The sequence below is a fragment of the Clostridium sp. Marseille-Q7071 genome, assembly GCF_965112025.1.
On record NZ_CBCOPR010000001.1, the window covers coordinates 3,548,768 to 3,572,902 of the forward strand.

Here is a 24,135-nt window from a genome sequence, read left to right on the forward strand (position 1 = left end):
ACTTCAATATTTTCATCTTATCTCTTACAATAAAAAAATTAAATCATTTGAATCTACATCTCCTCATTTTTGTATTGATTTACACTATAATTATTTAGTCAACCATTAAAGCCACTGGCACAATTCACAAACTCTAGTCAATTACATTTTACATATCTTGTATCAATAATTTTCCATTTTTCAAATCATCCGAAATAAATGCAAAAGCAGTAGGTTCTGCCCCTAAGTTAAGATAAAATGGAAGAAAATTAGAATTCAATTGCATTAATAACTTCCATTGACCATCTTCTTACCATTCATCTCCTTGGAAAAAATATGGTACTCCTCCAATTTTATTCCCTTCAATTGAACTACAATATGCATTTTTTTCATCTTCTGAAAGTTTTCTAAACCCATTACAATCTATAAACTCAGGGTCTTCTGAATAGTTAAATTTTACATATCCTTCATAAGCAAATCCAGAAGAATCAAAAAGTGTTGGTCCTTTTTCAAGTTTTTTTGTCTCTAGAAATATTTGTCCTCCTGGTTGTATAATTACTGCATTTTCACCTTCATCAGGATATATTATGTCTGGGTCAAAAAGTCATCTTCTGGGCTTTCTGCATGTGTTATGAAAATGTAAGCCATTTTATCTTCAGTATTTCCAAATAATTTCTTGTCTAATGCAATTTGCGCAACAAACATCATAGGTCGATTGTCCCAACCACTACTTATAGGTACCATTGAGGCTCAGTTAACCAAACTGGCTGCCCTCCAAATTTTGTTATATATTCTTTTATTTCATCATTAACTCTAATAAATTCTTCAATTTTCATCTTGGGTATCATATAATTCACTTCTTTATTTTGATTCTATTATCCAATGTATGTTAGTAACATTATTACTCATATTTAAAATATCTCTTGCAATCCTATTTGCTTGACCACCTAATATTGAATTTATATGCTTACTACCTACTCTTGTAACATCTGTAGGCAATCCACCAGTTCTCATATCTGCTTCATGAAGCCATGCGAATCCATCTGGTGCTTTATCTAATGTTTTAACATATGCCCTTCCTTTAGCTGCTAATCCTTTATTGTATGAATTAATCCTACTCTTTAATCCACTCATACCTTCATTTTCAATTATTCTATTCATTGCATCAACTTAACACTAACTTGCTTTGTTAATTCATTAAAATAAGTTACCTCATTACTTTGTGAACATATTTAAGGTCTTCATCATTGTCACCTAGGCCCTTAAGCATACTTCCTAAGCTGTCACTTGAGGTACCAGGTCCAGGTCCAACTCCAGTCGCCCCCTTAAGCATATTACCTACATTATCTCCCGAAGCTGGTAGTTTAGATAATGTCCCTTTATTTATAGGTGTTTTTAATCCCTGAGATATACTGCTATTAGGTAAACTGCTTGGTGCTTTTGGAGCTAAATTTTTGAGCCCACCAAACATATTCTTAGAGTTTGCTTTTGCAGCCGATACAATCTTTGAAATACTTTTATCTAATATGAACTATTTCAATCTCTTATCACCTTATATTAAAACAGAAAATATCAACACTAATCTAGTATCAATATTTCACTTTTAACGATATTTTCTTTTATCTTTAGGAGATATCTATATTATTAGTTTAATTCCTTATGCCCCCTATCCCCCGTTGCTCTTTTCTAGTCTCTAGTTCCTATTTCAAGTTTCATTATTTATATGTTTCATCTTTTCAATTCTTTTTATTTCTGAGTGCAATTGATTTACCTATTACATATTATTTGTTCTTTTTGCTCCTCGATTTCAAGTGGAATTAAGAACTCTAGGATTTCCTTAGCTTTCAGCTTACGGCGTTTGCATAAGCCTTGTTTTACTTGCTCCTATTTGTATGATATCTACTATTTAACTTTTTATCTATGCCTTACTATCAACCTGATTAAATGTAAAAAAATAATGAGCCAATCTATTTCAATTGACTCATCATTCTATTTCACTGCATTATTTAGATTATGAGGTATATTTTATTACATATTTTTATAAATTATATATATTTACACTTATTATCTTTTTATGTATCTATTCTATCACTAATTTTATAGTAAGTATTTAATTCTATTCTGTATCAATACCATCATAAGCATTACCATATGATATATAATCGTCCTTTAAGAAGTACCAATATTCACCTCTATTTTCTACCAGTTGCATTAATAACTCAGTGAAAGATTTTGCAATTGTTGGTGTATTTCCAACCTCTGGATAACTGTCCCAGAATGCTTTATAACATTGACCCAGACGTTCTTTATTTAAGTCTATAACTATATAATCTGAGTTATATAAGTCAGCTATTATAAACCAATCTTTTGATATTTCATTATCATAAGTCCCTTTTTCAATTTCTGCATTAATGATTTCTTCACCTATTATTACAGGATTAGCATTTATAAACTCTTGGGGTGCTACAATCTTAACTGCATATGGAGCACCTTCAAATAAACTAATACCTCCACATAATTTATAGAACTCAACTAAATCCTCTGGTGCTTCTAACCCATTTGGTATAGTAATCATGTCTGATGATTGGTAAACATTGCAGTTTGGTAAAGAACTTACTTTCTTTATTATTTCTTTAATATCTATTGCATACATCTGCTTTATTTTTGTAACCCATAAATATATTTATTAAATTCTCTATAATACTCAGCTCTAGCACTTTGCGGTACTTTAGCAGCATCAAACATTCTTTCTGAAAGTTGCTGAATCTCTCTTCGTGAAACATTTTCCCAGTCTACTTTTCCTTTAAATCCATAGTTTTCACACTTCCACTTTCCAAATACAGACCTTGTTGAATTATGTTGTTCCTTTGTTAAAGCTATTGCTGTTGAATCTGCTGGTCTAGGCTTATATCCTGGAATATTTTTCTGTGACCACATATTCATTACACCGTGATGATTTTCTAGTCCTGGGGTTTTATTACCGTATTTTACAATATCGAATGGTTCAGCTTGTGTAGCCCCCTTGGGGCAGAGTCTGTATCTTCTATAAACTTAGTATTTTCAATGCTTAGCATTACTTTTTAACTACTTTTTATCACTTATCATTTTTAGTGTTATGTAGTTAGTATTTTTACATTAACTTCCTTCAATCTATTACCCTTATTTTATCATGCACCTTCTTTTATTTCTACATTAGGCATTACATACTCACTTTTATCATTACAAGAAAAAAAGATTAATGCTCCAATTATTGAAACATTAACCTTTTTAACTTCTTTCACTACATTATTAATATTCTGTGGTTAGCTTTTGCTTGTTTAGTTTGTCTGAAAACTTTACAACTGAAGGATTGGAGTCTTTCACCATCAGACTCCAAAGTTCTGCAGTCAGCTTGATTAGAGTTTCGCAGTGAATAGCTCAAGCTTATTAATGACATTTTATACTACTCATTAATCTCAACACCTTGATTCGTTGGATCTTCCAAATGAATTGCTTCTGCTATTATTTTCATTTCGACTCTAGTACACCTTCCTTGTTGGTCACAGGATGCTGCTGATATATTAAATATAAAACTTTCCTCGTCATCTTCAATCAACTCAGCACTTACAATTTCAATTTCATCGTTTGGAATAAATCCTTGAGGTTCAAGCAATATTGATTTCACTCCAGTGAATACAATCAAACCATCTTCGATGTTTTCATCATTGTAGTACTCCCAATTTCCAGACTCACTACGTATTCTGGAAATCGTATTAATTTGTATTTTAACTCTTTCATTATAACCATCAATTAGAATACTCTTGCAAAACCTGTCTCCTAAATAAATAGTATTAATAAATTCTCTTGGATTCATTGATAAAGCCTCCTTCTTACTTATTTATTTTCCAGTGAGCTGCAGGATTCCATAAATCTACTTGATTACCATTTACATCTATTGAAGGACCTTGACCTTTCATATTAGGTCCTGTTCCTTCTAAATGTCCATGCCCATGAGGTGTTGAGTCTTTAGGATGTCCATTTGGATTCAACCTTTGGTAATTTGACTTATTAGGGTATAGTGTATGCGTGTCAACTGGGTCTTTTCCTGGAACCGTATCTCCTCCCTTTGGTTCAATCATAATATTTCCTTTTTCATCCCCAATAAACCTACCTACTTCCTTACCAGTATTTCTATCAATAGTTGGTCCTGATTGTTTACCAACATTAGGACTTCCTTTTTTATTTCCAAACAACTGTAGATCCATTCCACGTTCTGCTAATTTGGATGATGTCCCTTTATTTATAGGTATTTTTGATCCCTGAGATGCATTACTGCTAGATAAATTGCTTGGTACTTTTGGGGCTGCATTTTTAAGCCCACCAAACATATTTCTAGAATTTGATTTTACAGCAGATACAAGCTTTGAAACATTTTTTATAGCGGCTTTAGCCTCTTGTACTGCTTGTTTTTTGAAGCTGGCTGTTACTTCTTTAAATACCATTTTTGCTTTTGGTATTACTATTTTTTCCATACCATATTGGAAAACTTGAGAACCTGCTTCAGCTGCTCCATATTTTGCACCTTCGCTTATTGCTTTAGGTACATTTATGTCTCCGCCATTGTATATTATGTCACCTATTAAGCTATCTGCTATTCCAAAGGCTGTCATTCCTGCTATCAATGACACTGCGTTTAGGCCAGCATTCATAACATAAGTTCCATATCCATATCCAAGGGTTGCTCCTGCTAAGGCTCCTACTCCCGCTGATTTTAGGTATGATTTTACACCTCTATTAATTTTTCCGTCGTCTAAATAGTCAGCTACTAAATTAATTCCAGCACCTGCTACTGCGCCTATAACTCCTCCTATCACATGCCATGCTATGTGTCCCGTTGGGTCATAATATTCTATTGGATTATTATGACAATAAGTATATAGATTTAAACTTAATGGATCTTCATCTTTTCCTCTATAGGTGTCTTCTTGCATAAATCTTGCTGTTACAGGATCATACATTCTAGCTTTTAAATAGTACTTGCCAGTTTCACTATCATATTCATAGCCTGAATATCTATATGGATTATTTATAGAACCTGTTTCTTCTAAGATATTTCCAAAGGCATCATAATAATAGCTCGCTAATATATCTCCATTGCTATTTAAAAGTTTTGTTACATCACTATGACCATTATACATATAGTAAGCAGTTATATCACTATCTTTTTCATTTATAGTTCTGCTTATTAAACTTGTTCCCCAAACATTTCTTGCGAGTTCTTGTCCATCTTTATCTGTTTCTAATATAACATTATCTCCCTCATATAGGTAGTTTGTTATATTACCTTCTATGTCTTTTAGCACTCTTAAACCTTCAGCATCATATCCATTTTTAGCTATAGTTTTGTTATCTTTTCTAACTTCTATTAGCTGATTAAATAGATCATATTTATAATCTATTTGCTCCTCATTTAAAGAACTTATAATTCTTGCCCCTATTAATAATTCTGACGGCTCTATATTAGTTGTTTTTTCAGCTATTTGGTTTCCATTATTATCATACTTAAAGTATTTTTCTGAAACAACTATATCATTTTGACTTGAAATTATAGATAACAGCCTATTTTGTCCATTATATATATATCTGTTTAAAAGAGTTAAATCTTTATCTATGACTTTTTCCGTTTCTCTATTTCCTGCCAAATCATAGGTATAAGATGTTGTTTTTCCTATTGGTTCTTTTACTGAGAACAATCGATTTAGGTTATCATAGGTATATAGTGTTGTTCCTTTTTCATCATGTTTACCTATCATATTTCCTGCATTGTCGTAAGTATAGCTAAAGGATTCTAAAATCTCACCAGTCTTTTTAGTATTTATAAGATTTTTTAATCGATTATTTTCAAGATAATCATATTCTTCCTTTGATCCATCTGGATATATAGTACACTTTTTATTTCCATTTTCATAGTATTCGTAACTAGTTACTTCATCTTTTGATATTACAGTTTTAAGTCTGTTTACTCTATCATAAACTTTTTTTACTGTGTTTCCTTTTGGATCAGTGGTTATCTCTGCTCTTTCACCACTAGGAAGTCCTTCTAGTGAATCATATATAAATGTACTCTTTCCAAATTCAGGTGCTTCTTTTGATATTGTTCTATTTAAAAAGTCATATTCTCTTTTTATTGTACCTTTATTATCTGTAACAGTTAATTGGTTACCATTGTTGTCATAGGTATATGATATATTTGTATCTTCTATTGTTTCTAAAATTTTTCTTCCATGTATATCATAACTATATGAAGTAATCTTTCCATTTTTATCTTTTTTGCTTTTTATATTTCCATCACAGTAATAAGTATAACTTTCTATCTTACTATTAAATTCATTGTCCAAATCTATTCCATTTGGATCTATTATTTTTGTAAGCTTATTAGCAATATTATATTCATAGGCAGTTCTGTTACCTTTTCCATCTGTTTGGGATGTTTTATTGCCATTGTTATCATAAGTATAGCTTGTAATATTTCTATTTGCATCTATTACTTCTGTTAACCTATTTAATTCGTCATATCTAAATTCTGTAATGTTTCCATTTCCATCTGTCTTAGATTCAATATTACCTCTATCATCATAAGCTTGCTTAGTAATATTTCCAGCTGCATCAGTGGTAGATATAAGCCTATTGGCTTTATCATACTCAAAAGCATTTACATTATTTAATGCATCATAAGATTTATATTGAAGATTGCTTTCTTTATATTCTAATCTCTCAATAATATTTCCTAATCCATCTTTTCTTTCAATCAATCTTCCAAGTGCATCATAGGTATTAGATTTCACATTTCCTAACCAATCAATTTCTTTAGTTATGTTACCATCTTCATCATACTCATATCTAGTTTCATAAGAAGTAGAATTATTATCTGTATTTCCACCTGATATAGATTTTGAAATTACTCTATTAAGTCCATCGTAAGTATACTCTGTAACATTACCTTTTCCATCTACCTCAAATCTCTTATTACCGTTCTTATCATAGCTAGTTTTAGTAGTTATGATTTCACTATTGTCTTCTTTAGATTGAGAATTTGATAATGGTCTTCCCTCTGTATCATAGGTCATTACATTTATTTTACCTGTGCTGTCTTTTCTATAAACATTATTTCCATCTAAGTCATATTGATACAGTACTACATTTTCTTCTATTAAGCTGTCACCATGAATTACAGCTTTTCTAATTTTACCAAAGATATTGTATTCAATATTTGAAACAACATTACCATTTCCATCTATCTTACTTGTAAGATTTCCTTTTAGATTATAAGTATTTTTCTCTAATTCTTTTTCTTCTAAAGTATTAGATATGGATTTTTTAGATAATACTTTTCCTTCTCCGTTATAGCTACAAACTATACTATTTCCTTTAGCATCTGTTTCTTTAATTAAATTTTTTAAGCCATCATATTTATACTTCTTAGAAAACTCAAGTCCATTTTCTTTTGAAACAGGATCTAATTCTTCCTGAAGCATATTACCTAAGTTATATCTAAATTCTTTTCCATAAGCATTTCTAATTTTTTCTTCTTTAGATTCTCCTTCTGCATTTTTATAAGCTAATCCATCAACTTCTTTTATTACATTATCACAGACATCATACATATAAGCTTTTATTACTATATATTCTGATCCCATTAATTTTTCTTCTGTAACTACTCTTCCTCTGCTATCATAAGTATATCTTGTTTTAGAATTTGATATCTTATCTTTAGGAGTAGTTTTCTCTATAAGTCTTCCCATTAGATCATAAGTATAATTCGTAATCTCACCTTTAGTATTTGTTTCGCTTAATAGCATACCTTTACTATCGTAAGAATATCTATTTACATTTCCATTGTAATCTGTTTCACTTTCAACCTTGTCTAAGCTATTATAAGTTATGTGTTTAGCTGCTTCTACTTTATTTCCATTTTCATCTACTAAAGTTCTACTCTCTGATATTTTTCTATTTTTATTATCATAGGAATAGGTAATTTTATTTCCGCTAGCACTGGTTTCTGATATAAGGTTTCCATTTTTATCATATTCATACTCAGTCATAATATCCATAAGTGTCTTATCACTTATATCATTACCATAAATATCACACTTCTTAATATACTCATATTTTTTGAAAGGTAATCCAAGTTTATTATTAGAATATCCAATAATGATAAAGTCTCCTTCATTTTCTATATAACTAAATTCTTTTGATAGGTTGTTATCTTTATCATATTCATATTCTTTTCCTCTGCCTTCGTTATCATATTCTGCCTTTAACATTCCATCTTTAAAATACTCATAGTTCTTTTCAAAGATTTCCTCAGGTATTTCTCCTGAAAATACTAGGTCTTTTCCCATGGTTTCTTTTATTAGATTACCATTTCTGTCATATTCAAATCCCTTGTATATATATTTTACATCACCATCTTCATCTTCAAGTGCTTCATATCTAGAACTAATTTTGTTTAATCCATTATATTTATAGTAGCTTGTATTGCCTCTTGCATCTCTTTCATAGGCTATATTACCTAAAGCATCATAGCTCCTTGCATAGGCAGTTCCATCTGAATTTATAACTTTTACTTCCCTATCTTTGTAATCTGTAATTACATAGTTTTTTATATAGTTATTTTCATCAAGGTAATTTTTAATAGCTTTTTTAGTACCTATGCCTTTTACTGTATTGACAATTTCATATTCATATTCTTCCAATAAAACAGCATTTACATCTTCACTTTCCTTTATATACTTTTTAATTGGTCTATTTACACTATCATATTCATAGGTATATATAACTCCACTTGGCAGCTTTTCATATATTTTATTTCCATAGATATCATAATCGTATGTTGTTTGATTATTTTCTTCATCAATAATAGTTTTTATATTCCCATTGTTATGATAAGTATATCTTACTCCATGATCTCCATTATAAGCATGAGAATCAATATTATCTAGTGAAGCATTATAAAGATTTGGTGAAACCTCTTTTACTTTTCTTCCTAAAGAATCATAAACTATTCTTGTAGTTTCTTCTCCACCTTTAACAATGGTTCTTTCTAAATTTCCTTTATTATCATAAGCAAATTCCTTTTCTACTCCTTTTGCTGATTCAGATTTAATCATAAACCCAAGATCATTATAAGTATTTTCTACAGTTTTATTTTCAGGATTTGTTATAGATTTTTTATTACCATATCTATCGTAAGTATAAACTTCAACTCCGCCTTCTGGATTTTTTACACTTTTAACTAATCCTTTCAATTTACATCCATCATTAATAGAGTCATTTGCATCGTAATACTCATAGGTTGTTATTGCTTCTTCATTATTGTCATTTGGGCTTACTTTTTCTATTTTCTTTGTTAAGTTTTTCTTTTCTTTATCATATTCATAGGAAATATTACGTACAACTGTCATGTCAGCTTCTTTAATAACTTCTTTTACAATATTATTTTTCTCATCATATTCTCTTTCAGTTACAGTTAAATCTGGATTTACCTCTTTTATAATATTTCCTTTTTTATCCCGTGTATAAGAAGTAACATTTCCCAATTTATCAAACTTTTTAACTACCTCTTCAACTTCACTTACCCCTTCATCATTAGCATCATACTCCATTATGGTTATTCTGCCTTCTGGGTCTGTCTCCGCTACTAAAAATAAACTTATATTATAAAGCTGTTTTGTTACTCTTCCCTTGGAATCTTTAATTTCTAAAACTCTATTTTTATTATCATAGTTATAAGTTGACTTATTTCCATAAATATCTATTTTCTCTTTAACCTTGTCTTTATTATCTGTACTATCAAAATATGTAATAGTCTCTATAGTTTTTCCTGCTTCAATTACTTCTGATAGCTTTTTATTAGCGTCATATTTATATTCATATAATGTGTTCCCATTAAAATCCACCACACTAGAAAGGACTTTATTTGAATTATAATTATATTGAACTACTCTTTTTATGGTTCCATTTACAGTTTCAGAAACTTTTATTAAATTCCCATCTTTATATTCAAACTCATAAATTTTTCCTAGTAAGTTGTCAATTTTTTTCACAGTTCTATCACTATTATAGTGAATTCTTAATGCATTATCATTTTTATCTTTTATAAATGATAATAACCCACTGGCTGTATACCCATATCTGCTTTGATCTCTAGCTATAAGTTCATGAGTTCCATCACTATTTTTAATAAGTTCATTTCTGTTATCGATAGGTATATATTTTCCATTTTCTTCCCTAAAGCTTTGTACACTTCCATCAGGCAGTGTTATGGTTTTACCTTTAACTTCATATTTTGCTTCTATATCCTTTATTTCCGATTCAAAGCTTAATCTCCATCCATTTCCTAAAGAACCTTTAGTTGTACTTTCATTGGAATTATAAGTTCTTTCTAAATTTACTTCTAAACTAGGAAGTTCTATTTTTATATCTTCGAAAGTTTTAGAATAGTTTCCAGTAATACCTGTTTGACCTTCTTGTCCTAAAAGTTTTTTAATTTGATATTGATAATCTGTAATAAATTTATTTACTGGTTTTTTAAAATCCTCATAATTACTTCCACCACTACCTATACCTATAAGATCATCCATAGATTCAGTAATATCTTCCGCAAATATAGGTTCATATTTAACAGTAGAGTTATTTGATATTTTATCTCCACTTCCTTGAACTTTATTGTTTTCATAAACATATGGACCATCTGAAGCTCCCCAATAGTTATGGGTTGCATCTATTATTTTCTCAATGCTGGTCAAACCTATCCCAGAATTATTTTTAAATGAGTTGTACGTAATAGTGGCACTTTTAATTTCGCTATTAGACCAAACACCATATTCATTATTATGAATTTTATTATATTGTATTTTAACTTGTCCATTATTGATGCCAATTCCTTTACCACAATTTGTTATAATAGATGAATATATCTCTAAAAGTTTATTAGTATTTGACATGACCCCATTATATTTACAATTTGAAATCTTTGAACCTGAAATAGTAACTTTACTATTTCCTAATATATATATACCATTTTGAGATTCATTATCTATTGATTTATTTCCAGTAATAGTAACACCATCTATGCTTATATCTTTTATATTATTGCTACCTACATATACTCCATACTCTTCAAAGTTGGATATTTGTGAATCATTGTATAAAAGTAAATTAGCATTTTTATTATCTATATAGATTCCTGACTTACAATTTTCAATTTTTACTCTTTCTAAATCAATGTTTGTAGATAAATTTTTGCTATCACTAACAAAATGATATATACCATCTTCTTTTATATTGTTTATCTTTACAACAAATGCTTTAATACTATTTGTTGTAACTATTCCATACCTAGCATTAAATATATTTGAATTAGTGATTGTCATTTCATTGCTATAATTTAGAAGCCCGTAATCATCCGTTGTTTGTAGTGTACTATCGTTAATATGCATTGTTTTATAATTCTTAACTAATGAGCTACTTCCACCTGAGCGATATAATTGTGTATTTTTTAATACTGTTGTTCCTGCATTTTCAAGCATAGGTATAATTTCATCTTTTGTACTTTGCCCTCCATATTTAATTACTGAATTCTCAGAGATAAAATTACCACCTGTATAAACAAGAATGCCTTTAAAAAATCCATCAGTTACATTTTTAATTGGAATATGTCCTACATAATCAGGATTAGGCTTTCCTGTAATTGTCTTTCCCTCTGCATTTAATGAGGTTATAACAACCTTATCAGTAGACTTTCCCTCTAAAGATAAACTTCCTAGCACCTTTATATCTCCAATAGCATTAATCTTTGTACCTTCTGTTATTTTTACTGATTTTTTTCTATTAACTGCTAAAACACTATTTACTACATAATTATATTTACCTTTAGAAATAGTTGTATTTATATTTAATGCACCATCTATTAAAATACCATCTATGGTGTTGTCACTTATTACATTGGTACTGTCTTTTGGATTTATAGTTTTAAATAAATCTGTATTATTTTCTTTAATAGAGGTTATATTTATTTTTATAGCTGCTCCTATACCATTTCGAACTATATTGGCATCTGACATCTTATTGTTTTTAATTGTATTTTTAGTTAAAAGAATATTAGATAAATAATTTGCAGCTATATTTATTCCTGAACCATTATTATTTTCTATAATATTGTTATCTACTTCTATTTTTCTACCAATGTTAACTGATAAAATTTGATGCCTTTGAATAATATTAATAGCTGTAGAACTATTTTTAATGGTATTTCTTGATATCTTCATAGTTTTACTGCTTTGAGACTTATTATTTAATTCAATGATATCTATGCCATTTCCTTGTAAAGTATTTCCTTCAATTAAAACAGCTCCTAAGCTATTGCTAAGAACTATACCACTTTCAAAATCATAAATCTCATTATTTTTTAAACTTATATCTTTGTCACCTTTTATTGAAATTCCAGTATAAATCTTACCAATATATTCACTGTCTTTATATTTGCTCTTATCATAGAGCTTAGAATTTTCTAAAGATAATCCTCCTTCAATATCTAAGAATCTTTTACTTGAATATGCTCTTACATTCTGTCTTTCTACATAAAAATTAGTATAACTAGCATCTAAAGTCCCTGCGCTCTTAACTCTTATTCCAAAATGTTCACTTATATCAGTGTCCATCCTTTTATCAGTAAAAGTAATTTGTTTACCACTTGAGGAACTGCATTTTGATATTAATTTACCCTTTACTTCTATTCCACTGGTAGAGTCTATATCACTGTTTGAGTTATCTTGTGTAAACTCTATTCTTGCCCCTTCCTCAATAGTTACTGTAGCATTTTCTGCAATTTCTACTACCTCGGATATCTTTATTACATCTCCAGCTTTCCACACTTCATCCTCAGTTATAATCCTTCGACTTTCTTTGTAGAACTTTAAAGATAGTGCAATTGCCCCTGAACCAGTTTCATCTCCAGATAATTCTCCATTAGTCATATATTCTGGTTCGCCAGCTCTTGTTGTATCCGATAATAGCCAATATTTGATTTGATAACCATAGTTATTTCCACTTAATTTAACCCGTATAGCCTTTATAGGGTATCCATCTACTCCGGCAAGTTCATTGTTCTCTTTCCATTCACTCCATCTTTCATTATAATAAACTTGATATTCTATGCCCATTCCTGGATAATTCTTTAGAGTTTTAGGGCTTAATCTTAAATTGACTTTCTCAATTTGGGAACCTTCTTGAAAACCCATAATTCCATCTACAGAATATGCCTTCTGACCATTTTTACCAAATAACGCCACTTCAATTTCTGGGCTTTCATGTGAAGTCCCTTCATTAGGAGCTGCATATAATTTTATATTTTTTGAATTAATAGGTTTTTCATGGTTATTTAAAGATGTATCACTAAGTTCCTTTTTTATATCTTCAGTTTTAGTTTCTTCCTTTTCACCAGGCTCCTTATTTTCATCCAATAATTTCTTTTCATCTAATTCTTTATGTTCATCTTTTTTTAATTCTGATTTTTCTTCCTGAACTATAGTTTCATTATTTTCTATATTTATATTTTCATTATATATTTCATCAGAATTTAAATTTTCTTCTACTTCAGGCTTAGTTGTTTTAAAGGATTTTTTTTCACTCCATTCACTATATAAATCATTATTTTTATATCTTAATCTATAGGTATAATTTTCTTCTGGCACTACACCTTTGTGAAAATAAAAATCTTTCTTTCCTACTTGCACTATAGTTCCGTTTATTTCTAACTCATAATCAAAATCTATAGACTCCTGCCATCTTATTCTTATTAGATAAGGAGATATCTCTTCTATATCTTTTATTTCCGGACTGTTAAAAACTTCATTTTTTGAAGTTAAAGGATCTTTCTCTAATTCTTCAATTAGAGATCTTTCTGTAGAATTTTTAATTAAAGTTTCATTATGAAGTTTTTCCTCTTCAAGTCTCTTATTTTCTTCTATTTTTTTTAATTCTAATTCTTTTTCTCTATCTTTATTATTTTCTTTATCATTACTAGTTTTTTTTATAATAGTAGCTAAACTACTAATTAAATTAGGTGATATTTTAATATACTCACTTGTCATAGCTAATACTTCTTGGCTATATGAAAATATCATAATAAACGTTAATAAAACTGCTATGATCCTCTTATGCTTATCTATCATACTTCCTCCTCAAATTTAATAATTATATTAAAATCTATATAACCGCTATATAAAAACACATGTTAAAATAACTACAATTTTTATTTAAAAGTAGTCCATCTTTCGGGAAAATAAAGCTTATTATTACTCCCGAAAGATGAATTTAATCAATAACTTTATATCTTTTAATTAAAAATTGATTTTATGAATTATTTTATATTTAAAATATACTCTACCATTTGTTCTGTTATAATACCTTCTCCCCCAAGAACTGTCACTGATATATTATTTTTAATATCTTTGATATATTGTTCTGCATTGTTTAAATTTTTATCATCAATAAGAACTAGTGGTGCTGATCTTCTTGCAGTATATATACTTCCAGCGCCAGCATCTGCAAAATTAAGTCCTGTAGTTAATACTATCTCCTTTGGACTAGGTTTAAATTTAATGTTTATATTTTTGCAGGTTTCATATCTGTTATTACCGCTAATTCTCTCAAAGTCTTTATCCGTATAATTTAATTTTGCTTTTATTGTATTAATAACAGTATTAGGTACTGCTCCTTCCCCTCCAACAATATAAATCTTTGAAGGCTTAATACTTTCAATATAGGATAAAAGTTGTGAATTAATATTGTCTTTATTAGTAAAAACTATAGGCCAATTATTTTCTGCTGCTATAGGAGAGATACTTAAAGCATCGGCAAATCCCATTCCATCAGTAAGCACAATTGGTGTATTATATTTTGCATATACTTCTTTTACTATGTGATAATTAGTAACAAACCTATCCGTTCCGCTCAATCTCATAATTTTGAAATTCTTTGAACAATTTTCTCTTAAATATGCAATAAAATCATCACTTATTAAACTATCTCCACCAATAATATAAACTTTTGCATCCTTCTTAACTCTATCTTTAATAAAGTCAAAGAACTCTTTTGATGTAGAGTCTTTATGATAATCTTTATTTGTGTAAAGTATCGGTGCATTAATTTTTTTTGCAAGTACAGAAGAAGATATTATTCCTGAAGAGTCAGCACCATTAGCTATAACTATATTTTCTATTTCATCTTTATAAGCTTTTTTAGCTATCTCTACAGAAGTATAGATCCTGTCTTTTCCAGCTATTCTTTGTTTGAAGCTGATTGGTTTAACCTCTCCACCTTCTTCACCACTTCCTGAACCACCTTCTGTTCCTCCATCTATTTCATTATCATCATCCACATATGTATAATCATCACCTATTAATTCTGTATTAGGATAATAAAATTCCAAAATTTCTTTATATTCTTTTCCTTCTTTTGATCTATTTATTGCTCCTTCTACACTTAAACCTACACCGTGGCCTATACCTTTTCCTTTAAAGTTATACAAATCTTTATTATTACTTTTACTTACAATTACATCAAAATAAGTACTTAAAAAACTTCCATTAAGACTATGTGGAAAGAACTTTAATAACTCTTCTCCAGTAAGACTTAAAACTTTTTCATTGCTGTTTACATCTTTATACTTTATATTTAAAGATTTAATTCTTCCACTAGAATATTTCTCAATGGTATTTAAATCTATTTGTAAAAATTCTTTCACATTTAATTCTTTATATTTGGTAGTTAAGATATTATTTAGCTCATCATAACTTAAAGAGCTGTTCCATTCTTCAGTATCATATGTATCCTTTTGAAATTTTAAATATGGTACATTTTCACCAGTAACATTAACTAGCTCTTCTGTTTGTCCACCATTGCTTAAGCAATAATAATCTCTTAAGTATCCACCTTTAAATAATTTATCATCATCACTTTGTAAATATTGAACTTTTGATATTTTGGTCATTTCATCATATACTTCTGTTAATTTATCGTTTTCATCTATTAAATATGGAAATATACCACTTTCAATATCTGTCATATCACTATCTTTAAAGATACTAAATATTCCACTATTTATATTTGACTCTGCGAAAGTTCTTGCAATGATTGCCTCTGCTCTTATTACTTCTTTGCTAGTCTCTTTACTAAGGGTATTAATATTTGAGAATATATGCATTTGTGGCAATACTTTTCTTACATATTGATCAATATTCATTTCATTGATAATTGTCATGGATTTGTCAGTACCATCTTTAAAATATAAATTTCCAAACATATTGCCATAAAAGGGTTTGTCTACTAAAGTTATGTAGCCTTTTCCATTTTCACTTATTAAAGTTATAGTATTTTGGTTTTCTAATAATATTTCTTCATTTTCTAATATATCAAAACTAGAATTTTTACTTTTAATAGTATATTCACTATTACTTTTTAATTTTTTATCACTTCCTTTTATAGCATAATCATTACTTACTTTAATTACTATTTGATTTATATCTTTTAAGTTTTCTAGTTTTATATTAATTTTATTTTGTTTTAATGAAGCACTAAGCTCTTTATTACTTTTCCCATAAACAATAATGTTATTGTTTAATAAAAAAAAGCTTACTAACAATATTATTAATAAGTTTTTTCTTCTAATCTTTTTCACTTTTTCACCTCCAAATATATGATAAAATACCAAAATATATTCTATTATATATTTTATATAAATTCAACTATTTTTTGAATAATATTTAATATTATTTTAATTTATTCAAAATTATTGAAATAATAACCATATTTTAAAAATAAAAAAGTCTAATAACATAAGTTATTAGACTTTTTTATCGAAATTAATCGATACACCTCATAAGTATAACTGTTCCACTATCAAAGACTAAGGATACTTCTTCTTCAATAAATTCATTTGACAATGTTAAATTGTCACTTAAACTCAAATAATATGAATTAAGTTCATATTTTGCACCCTTTATAGTTAGATTTTTCACATCCTCTTTAAAGGCTATTAAAGAAAAACATTCTCCTTTTTTCCCTCTAATGATAGTAGGGGTATTTATCATTGTAATGCTATTATTCTCATCTACTATAGAAGCTTTTATATTTTTTTCTAGTGCTTTATATAATACGCATAGATTCCCGAGAAAATGATCCATTCTACTTCCTGTACAACCTAGAAATACTATGTCTTTAGCTTTAAGATCTATAGCCATGTTTAAGGCAAGTTCTGTATCAGTAAAATCTTTTTCACTTGGAACAGTTAAAATCTCTGTTTTATCTTTAAAATAATTTAGTACCTCTTTATCAATTGAGTCAAAGTCCCCTAATAGAATTTTAGGAGTTATTCTATATTTATACAGACAATTTGCTCCACTATCTGCTGCTATTATTTCATAGCCTTTTTCAATATAAATATTTAATATCTCCTCACTTGGAGCTTTTCCTCCAGATACTATTGCTATTTTCATACTAAATTCCTTCTTTTAAAAGCTTAATATTTTTTTCTATTTCATTGTTTTTAAACACTGCTGAACCTGCAACTATTACATTTGCACCAGCATCTACCACAGTTTTTATATTTGCTGCATCTATTCCGCCATCAACCTGTATCATCAATTCTTTATTACAGTTTTCTGCTAAGACTTTAACTTCTCTTATTTTCTCACCACAGTAATCTATATACTTTTGTCCTCCAAATCCAGGGTTAACAGACATTATAAGTACCATATCTACCTCTTTGATTAAATGCTTTATACTACTTACTGGTGTAGCTGGATTTAGTGCTATTCCTGCTTTAATACCAAAGCTTTTAATATAGTTTATAGTTCTATCTAAATGCCTATCTGCTTCTGCATGAACAGTTATGATATCTGCTCCAGCATCCACAAACTCTTTAATATATCTAGCTGGCTCCTCTATCATTAGATGAACATCAAAGGCTAACTTTGTATATTTTCTTATAGATTTTATTACTGGAAATCCAAAAGAAATATTAGGTACAAACATCCCATCCATAACATCAATATGAATCATATCTGCTCCATATTTCTCTAAATTCTTTACTGCTTCACCTAAGTTTGCAAAGTCAGCAGATAATATTGAAGGTGATAATTTTATCATTTTCTGTTCCCCCTACTTATAATCTCTTCTAAGGTTTTTATATAAAATTCATATCTACTCTTGTGAATTTCACCTTGTTCAACTGCATTTTTAACACCGCATTTTGGCTCTTTGTAGTGTACACAATTATTAAACTTACAATCATCTCTATATTCATCAAATTCTTTAAAGCAATATTGAAGTTCTTCTTTACTTATAAAATCTAATTCTAAAGATGAAAATCCTGGTGTATCTACTAAAAATCCCTCTTCTACCTCAATAAGCTCGCTATGTCTTGTGGTGTGCTTACCTCTTTTTAGCTTGTCACTGATTTCTCCAGTCTGCATAACTTCTTTTCCAATAAAACTATTTAGTATAGTAGATTTACCTACTCCTGAGGGACCACAAAATACACTTATATTATCTTTTATTTTCTCCTTTAGCTTATCTAAGCCTTTATTATTTTTAGCTTCTAAATACAAAACTTCATAGCCAGCAGATTCTAATTCATCCTTTATGCTATTTTTATCTTCATCTACTAAATCCATTTTATTAAAGCATACTACTGCTTTTAACCCATTATACTCACATAAAAGTAAAAATTTATTTAGTAAATCCTTATTTAAGTCTGGATGCTTAAAAGCAAAAACTACAAAAGCTTGAGTTACGTTTGCTACTGCCGGTCTTATTAGCTCTGTTTTTCTTTCGTAAATTTTTTCTATAGATACAGAGTCTTTTTCAATGGAAATTTCAACATTATCACCAATCATCGGTGTTAAATTGTTGTATCTAAATTTCCCTCTAGCTTTGCATTTATATAATTCTCCATTTACGTTAACGTAATAAAGTCCACCTATTCCTTTAACAATTACTCCATCCATATGTCCTCCAAAACATTACTGTTTATCTTGATTTGGTTCTGTTGGTTTTTCATCTTCTTCTATTTCTTTTGCTTTTACTGTTAATTTTATAGTTTCTCCTTTAACCACCTTAGTGCCAGGTGTTATATTTTGAAATTCAACTATATCATCATCATTTCCTGAAACCTGTACATTTAATTCTAAAGATGCTGCTAAATCTTTAGCGCGCCTTACGGTTTCTCCTGTAAAATCAGGTACTGGTATTTTCTCTGGTTCTGGCTCCTTATATTTGTAATAATTTACACTTATTGTTTCTTGTTCTTTTACCTTTGATCCAGGCGCATGACTTTGATTGAATATTTTTCCATCTTTAGTTATATCATCAGTTATTACTGGTGACTTATCTCCTAAGTTAAGATTTGATACACTAAGTACACTAATTGCCCCGTCTATAGTCATATTTGTTAAATCTGGTACTTTAGTATACTTAATTGAAGAACCTTTACTTACAACTATATCAACAGTATCATCTTTCTTAGCTGAAGCCTCTGGCTGAGGATTTTGTCTTATAACAGTTCCTTCTGCATAGGTTTCATTGTTTTCTTCAGTTATCTTACCTACTCTTAATCCTTTGCCAACTATTTGATTTTGCGCTTCTTCCGAAGATATATTTCGTAAATCTGGAACTTTAATCTCTTCTGGTCCTTCACTTAAAATAACCTTTACTTGAAATTTCTTTTTAACTGGAGTCCCTTCATTAGGTATACATTTTATAATTGTACCTTTTGGTTTATCATTTTTTTCTTCTCCATCTACTACTAATTCAAGCCCTAAATCCTCTAACATTTTTTTCCCTTGCGCTTCAGTTTTTCCTACAATAGCTGGAATTTTTATTTCATTAGATTTACCTGGTTTAGGATTGAATATTTTAGAATATATTGTACTTGAAAAAACTCCTAGTATTAATACAAATATAGTAGCAAAAGAAATGATTATCATCTTCTTTTTCTTTTTATCTATACTCTTTGAACTATTTTTTCTCTTCGGCTCTTCATCTTCATCTTCATCATCAAACTCATCTTCGTCATCAAAGTCTTCATCTTCAAAATCATTTTTTTTATAAGAAGATTTTATTTTATCAACTTGAATAGGGTCCATAACTCTAGTATAGTCCTCATCTATACTAGTATTTTGAACTATAGTATAAGTATGATTATTTTGTATTTGCCTTAGGTCATTTAATATTTCCGTAGCAGTTTGATATCTTTTAATAGGCTCTTTTTCAATTGCCTTCATTATTAAATTACTTAAACCAACAGGAATATTATAATTTATTGCACTTGGCGGAATTACTGGTTCTTGAATATGTTTTAAGGCTATTGAAACAGGACTATCACCATCAAAAGGTAACTTACCTGTTGCCATTTCATAAAGCACAATACCAAAAGAGTATATATCTGTTCTAAAATCTACTACTTTTCCTTTTGCTTGCTCTGGTGAAAAATAGTGTGCCGACCCTATAACTTTGCTTGTATGAGTTATAGTATCCGTATTAGAAGCCTTAGCTATTCCAAAGTCAGTAACCTTTACCGTTCCATCTTCTGTCACAAGAATATTGTGAGGTTTTATATCTCTATGAATTATGCCATTTCTATGGGCACATTCTAAGGCCTTTGCAATTTGTATTCCTATAGATATTACTTCCTCATAAGGTAAATTACCTTTCTCATGAATTACTTTCTTTAATGTCTTTCCATTTACAAGCTCCATAACTATATAATTATATTTGCCTTCAACACCTACATCGAAAACATTAACTATATTGTTATGAGAAAAGCTTGCTGTAGCTGCAGCTTCTTTTCTAAACTTATCCATAAATTCAAAATTTGTAGTATATTCTTCTTTTAGAATTTTAACGGCTACATATCTATTTAGAAGACGACATTTTGCTTTATATACTACTGCCATGCCACCTTCACCAACTTTTTCAATTAGTTCATATCTACTCCCCAATATGGTTCCAATCATCTCCGCACTCTCCTTTGAATATGATAACTGAGATGTTATCTCTTCCGCCTCTTTCTTTACTTAATTGTATTAATTTTTCACAGCTTTCGCTTTCACAATTAGTAATTATATCATATATTTCTTCCGTAGTTACTTCATTAGTAAGACCATCTGTGCATAGCAATACTTTATCTACACTATCAATATCTAATTTATAAACATCTACCTCTACAGATGGTTTTGTACCAATAGCTCTAGTGATTACATTTTTATTCGGATGATTCACAGCTTCTTCTTCGCTGATTGTTCCATTATCTAGCAGCTCTTGAACTAAAGAGTGATCTTTTGTAATCTTCACTAAAGAATTATTGCACAATGCATAACATCTACTATCTCCTACATGTCCAACTAGCAATGTATTATCCTTTATATAGCAAACTGTTATGGTAGTTCCCATACCTCTATAATTTTCATTTAATAGAGCATGCTTATATACATTATGATTTGCTTTATTGATAGCCTCAACTAATGTTTTTTCTGGTTCTTCATCTTTATGTTCTTTTATATATCCTATAACAATTTCTAAAGCAAGTTTACTTGCAACCTCTCCGGCATTATGCCCCCCCATACCATCGGCTATACCATAAATAGCCATACTGTCTTCTTCAAAGTATCCAACAAAGTCCTCATTTAAACTTCTTTTGTTTCCAACATCAGACTGTATCCCTATTAATCTCCCCATTCCTATAACTCCTTTTTCTCTAAATAACTTCTTCTAAGTTGTCCACAAGCAGCATTTATGTCTAAGCCCATTTCCTTTCTAACTGTTGTCTCTATTCCATTTTTAATTAATATATTTTTAAATCTATTTACATCTTCTAAATTGGCTTTCTTTAAGCTACTTTCTTTTATTTCGTTTATAGGTATCAAATTAACATGACAAAGCATACCTTTTAAAATTTTTGAAAGCTCCTGTGCATTTTCTATGCTGTCATTAACTCCTCTTACCAATGCATATTCAAAAGTAACTCTTCTATTAGTTTTTTCAATATAATAGTTACAAGCCTCTAATAATTCTTTAATAGAATAAGCCTTAGCAATAGGCATAGTTTGCCTTCTTAATTCATCATTTGGTGCATGAAGTGAAATTGCTAAAGTTATTTGTAGATTTTTATCTGCTAGTTCTTTAATTTTAGGAACAATTCCGCAGGTAGATAAGGTTATATGTCTTTGTCCTATATTTAGACCATATTCTGAATTTACATTCTCTAAAAACTTTATTACATTATCAAAGTTATCTAGTGGTTCCCCACTCCCCATTAAAACTACATTTGAAATTCTGTCACCTAAGCTCTCTTGTGCCTTAATAACTTGACCTAATATTTCTCCACTGGTTAAACTTCTAACTACACCGTCTATAGTGGATGCACAAAACTTACATCCCATTCTACAACCAATTTGAGTAGATACACATATAGAATTCCCATGACTATATTGCATAACTACAGATTCAATTAGATTGTTATCTCTTAATGCAAAAAGATGCTTTCTAGTATCTCCCGCCTTTGAATTGTAAGTTTCAACTATTTCAGGTACACCTACATAAAATTTATCTTCCAATTTTTCTTTTAAGCTCTTAGGTAAATTCTTCATATCTTTAAAGTCATATACATATTTATATATCCAATCAAAAACTTGTTTTGCTCTAAATTCACTTTCATTATTTTCTTTCATCCATGATTTAAGGTCTTGTAAGTTTAAGTCTAATATATTTTGCATAATGCACCTACCATATTCTACGTATTTTTGCTATGAAGAAACCATCCATGTATTTGTTTGGTAATATGGTTGCATATCCTTCTTCACTATATATTACGTTATCTACATTTCCATAAAACAATGGTTCTAATTTAAAGTTAGGATGATTTTTTAAAAACCATTGTATGTTATTTTCATTTTCCTCTTTGTTTAGTGTACAAGTGGAATATAATATAACTCCATCCTTTTTTACATACTTTGCTGCATTTTTCATAATCTCTTTTTGTATTTTAACTATTTCTTTTAACTCTTTAGAAGTTTTAGTATATTTTATCTCTGGTTTTTTCCTTATAATTCCAAGCCCTGAGCAAGGAACATCAATAAGTACTCTATCTCCGCTATCTTCTAGTTCACTAGTATATATAGTAGCATCTAAAGTACTGCAATTTATGTTTTTTATTCCTAATCTCTGTACATTGGAAAGAATTAGCGATAATTTATTTTCATGAATATCAAAAGCTAATACTTTGCCAGTATTATTCATAATCTCTGAGATATGAGTAGTCTTCCCTCCTGGTGCACTGCATAAATCTAAAACTGTCATATTTTCTTCTATATCCATTGAAGGTGCAACTAGCATAGCACTTTCGTCCTGCACTGTTACGTATCCATCTTTAAATAATGGATTGGCTTCAATACTTCTTCCATTTACCACTCTAATGGCTTCTGGACAAACATACCCTTCCATTATATCATATTTATTTTTCTCTAAAGCTTCAAATACTTCCTCATAATCTCCTTTTAATGAGTTTACTCTTAATGTTATAGCTGGCCTTTCATTTAAGCCCTTCAGTATGTTTTCTGCATTATCCATTCCATAGTGGCTTATAAAATGCTTTATAAGCCACTGTGGAAATGAATAAAGAAAAGCTAATTTTTCTATTTCATTATCATTGTAATATTGCTTATCTAAATTCCTTAAATAATTTCGTAAAACTCCATTTACTAATTTAGAAGCACCTACTGATACATTTTTTTTAGTAAGGTTCACTGCTTCATTCACTACTGCGAAATCAGGAATTTTATCTAAATATTTTATTTGATATATTGAAATCCTAAGTATATTTAATACAAAATTCTCTAGTTTATTAAAATTTTTTCCTGTAAAGTTTTGAATAATTTTATCTATTGAATATTTATATTTGATAGTACCGTATACTATCTCTGTAACCAATGCTTTATCTACTTCACTTAAATTACTATTGTTAAGCTCTAGTCCTAAAACAATATTAGAGTAAGCTTTATTAGTAAAGACCTGACTTACTATTTCTGTTGCTATTTTTCTAGCGTTACTCATCGTCTT

General features: G+C 29.2%; 14 protein-coding genes. All 14 read right to left on the bottom strand.

Features of this window, described 5'->3' with window-relative positions; all coding sequences use genetic code 11:
* Positions 1–840: 840 nt before the first annotated feature.
* The 14 genes from ACWPW7_RS16890 to rsmB all read right to left on the bottom strand — a co-directional run bounded on the left by ACWPW7_RS16890 (position 841) and on the right by rsmB (position 24,129).
* Complete coding sequence (locus tag ACWPW7_RS16890; RefSeq protein WP_454054450.1) at positions 841–1,140, bottom strand: polymorphic toxin type 15 domain-containing protein; 300 nt, start codon at positions 1,138–1,140, stop codon at positions 841–843.
* A gap of 46 nt (positions 1,141–1,186) precedes the next feature.
* Positions 1,187–1,450: a hypothetical protein gene (locus ACWPW7_RS16895; protein ID WP_454054451.1), complete on the bottom strand. Its 264-nt coding sequence runs from the start codon at positions 1,448–1,450 to the stop codon at positions 1,187–1,189.
* A gap of 645 nt (positions 1,451–2,095) precedes the next feature.
* Positions 2,096–2,632 carry an SMI1/KNR4 family protein gene (locus ACWPW7_RS16900; RefSeq protein ID WP_454054452.1) on the bottom strand — a complete coding sequence of 179 codons (537 nt, stop codon included), beginning with the start codon at positions 2,630–2,632 and terminating at the stop codon, positions 2,096–2,098.
* Positions 2,633–2,637: 5 nt separating this feature from the next.
* Positions 2,638–2,973 (bottom strand): hypothetical protein, encoded by a 336-nt coding sequence (locus ACWPW7_RS16905; RefSeq protein WP_454055530.1) that lies wholly within the window; start codon positions 2,971–2,973, stop codon positions 2,638–2,640.
* A 448-nt stretch (positions 2,974–3,421) separates the two neighbouring features.
* Positions 3,422–3,832, bottom strand: coding sequence for a DUF6258 family protein (locus tag ACWPW7_RS16910; RefSeq protein WP_454054453.1), 411 nt, complete (start codon positions 3,830–3,832; stop codon positions 3,422–3,424).
* 16 nt (positions 3,833–3,848) lie between these two features.
* Positions 3,849–14,192, bottom strand: coding sequence for an RHS repeat-associated core domain-containing protein (locus tag ACWPW7_RS16915; protein WP_454054454.1), 10,344 nt, complete (start codon positions 14,190–14,192; stop codon positions 3,849–3,851).
* Between the two features lie 188 nt (positions 14,193–14,380).
* Positions 14,381–16,699, bottom strand: a complete 2,319-nt coding sequence (locus ACWPW7_RS16920) for a cell wall-binding repeat-containing protein (RefSeq protein WP_454054455.1) — start codon at positions 16,697–16,699, stop codon at positions 14,381–14,383.
* Positions 16,700–16,883: 184 nt separating this feature from the next.
* Positions 16,884–17,516, bottom strand: coding sequence for a thiamine diphosphokinase (locus ACWPW7_RS16925; protein WP_039631510.1), 633 nt, complete (start codon positions 17,514–17,516; stop codon positions 16,884–16,886).
* 1 nt (position 17,517) lies between these two features.
* Positions 17,518–18,168, bottom strand: a complete 651-nt coding sequence (rpe, locus tag ACWPW7_RS16930; RefSeq protein WP_454054456.1) for a ribulose-phosphate 3-epimerase — start codon at positions 18,166–18,168, stop codon at positions 17,518–17,520.
* Complete coding sequence (rsgA, locus tag ACWPW7_RS16935; RefSeq protein ID WP_291568430.1) at positions 18,165–19,028, bottom strand: ribosome small subunit-dependent GTPase A; 864 nt, start codon at positions 19,026–19,028, stop codon at positions 18,165–18,167. The genes rpe and rsgA overlap by 4 nt, the downstream gene beginning before the upstream one ends.
* 15 nt (positions 19,029–19,043) lie before the next feature.
* Positions 19,044–21,035, bottom strand: a complete 1,992-nt coding sequence (gene pknB / locus ACWPW7_RS16940; protein WP_454054457.1) for a Stk1 family PASTA domain-containing Ser/Thr kinase — start codon at positions 21,033–21,035, stop codon at positions 19,044–19,046.
* Complete coding sequence (locus ACWPW7_RS16945) at positions 21,010–21,756, bottom strand: Stp1/IreP family PP2C-type Ser/Thr phosphatase (RefSeq protein WP_454054458.1); 747 nt, start codon at positions 21,754–21,756, stop codon at positions 21,010–21,012. The genes pknB and ACWPW7_RS16945 overlap by 26 nt, the downstream gene beginning before the upstream one ends.
* A gap of 2 nt (positions 21,757–21,758) precedes the next feature.
* Positions 21,759–22,793 (bottom strand): 23S rRNA (adenine(2503)-C(2))-methyltransferase RlmN, encoded by a 1,035-nt coding sequence (gene rlmN / locus ACWPW7_RS16950; RefSeq protein ID WP_454054459.1) that lies wholly within the window; start codon positions 22,791–22,793, stop codon positions 21,759–21,761.
* 7 nt (positions 22,794–22,800) lie between these two features.
* Positions 22,801–24,129 (bottom strand): 16S rRNA (cytosine(967)-C(5))-methyltransferase RsmB, encoded by a 1,329-nt coding sequence (gene rsmB / locus ACWPW7_RS16955; protein WP_454054460.1) that lies wholly within the window; start codon positions 24,127–24,129, stop codon positions 22,801–22,803.
* Positions 24,130–24,135 lie beyond the last annotated feature (6 nt).

Bases quoted from the DNA above. Each gene is read 5' to 3' on its own strand.
- rsgA (WP_291568430.1), bottom strand. From the start codon at position 19,028: ATGGATGGAGTAATTGTTAAAGGAATAGGTGGACTTTATTACGTTAAC.
- rpe (WP_454054456.1), bottom strand. From the start codon at position 18,168: ATGATAAAATTATCACCTTCAATATTATCTGCTGACTTTGCAAACTTA.
- ACWPW7_RS16945 (WP_454054458.1), bottom strand. From the start codon at position 21,756: ATGGGGAGATTAATAGGGATACAGTCTGATGTTGGAAACAAAAGAAGT.
- ACWPW7_RS16900 (WP_454054452.1), bottom strand. From the start codon at position 2,632: ATGTATGCAATAGATATTAAAGAAATAATAAAGAAAGTAAGTTCTTTA.
- ACWPW7_RS16890 (WP_454054450.1), bottom strand. From the start codon at position 1,140: ATGAATAGAATAATTGAAAATGAAGGTATGAGTGGATTAAAGAGTAGG.
- pknB (WP_454054457.1), bottom strand. From the start codon at position 21,035: ATGATTGGAACCATATTGGGGAGTAGATATGAACTAATTGAAAAAGTT.
- ACWPW7_RS16925 (WP_039631510.1), bottom strand. From the start codon at position 17,516: ATGAAAATAGCAATAGTATCTGGAGGAAAAGCTCCAAGTGAGGAGATA.
- ACWPW7_RS16910 (WP_454054453.1), bottom strand. From the start codon at position 3,832: ATGAATCCAAGAGAATTTATTAATACTATTTATTTAGGAGACAGGTTT.
- ACWPW7_RS16895 (WP_454054451.1), bottom strand. From the start codon at position 1,450: ATGTTTGGTGGGCTCAAAAATTTAGCTCCAAAAGCACCAAGCAGTTTA.
- rsmB (WP_454054460.1), bottom strand. From the start codon at position 24,129: ATGAGTAACGCTAGAAAAATAGCAACAGAAATAGTAAGTCAGGTCTTT.
- rlmN (WP_454054459.1), bottom strand. From the start codon at position 22,793: ATGCAAAATATATTAGACTTAAACTTACAAGACCTTAAATCATGGATG.
- ACWPW7_RS16915 (WP_454054454.1), bottom strand. From the start codon at position 14,192: ATGATAGATAAGCATAAGAGGATCATAGCAGTTTTATTAACGTTTATT.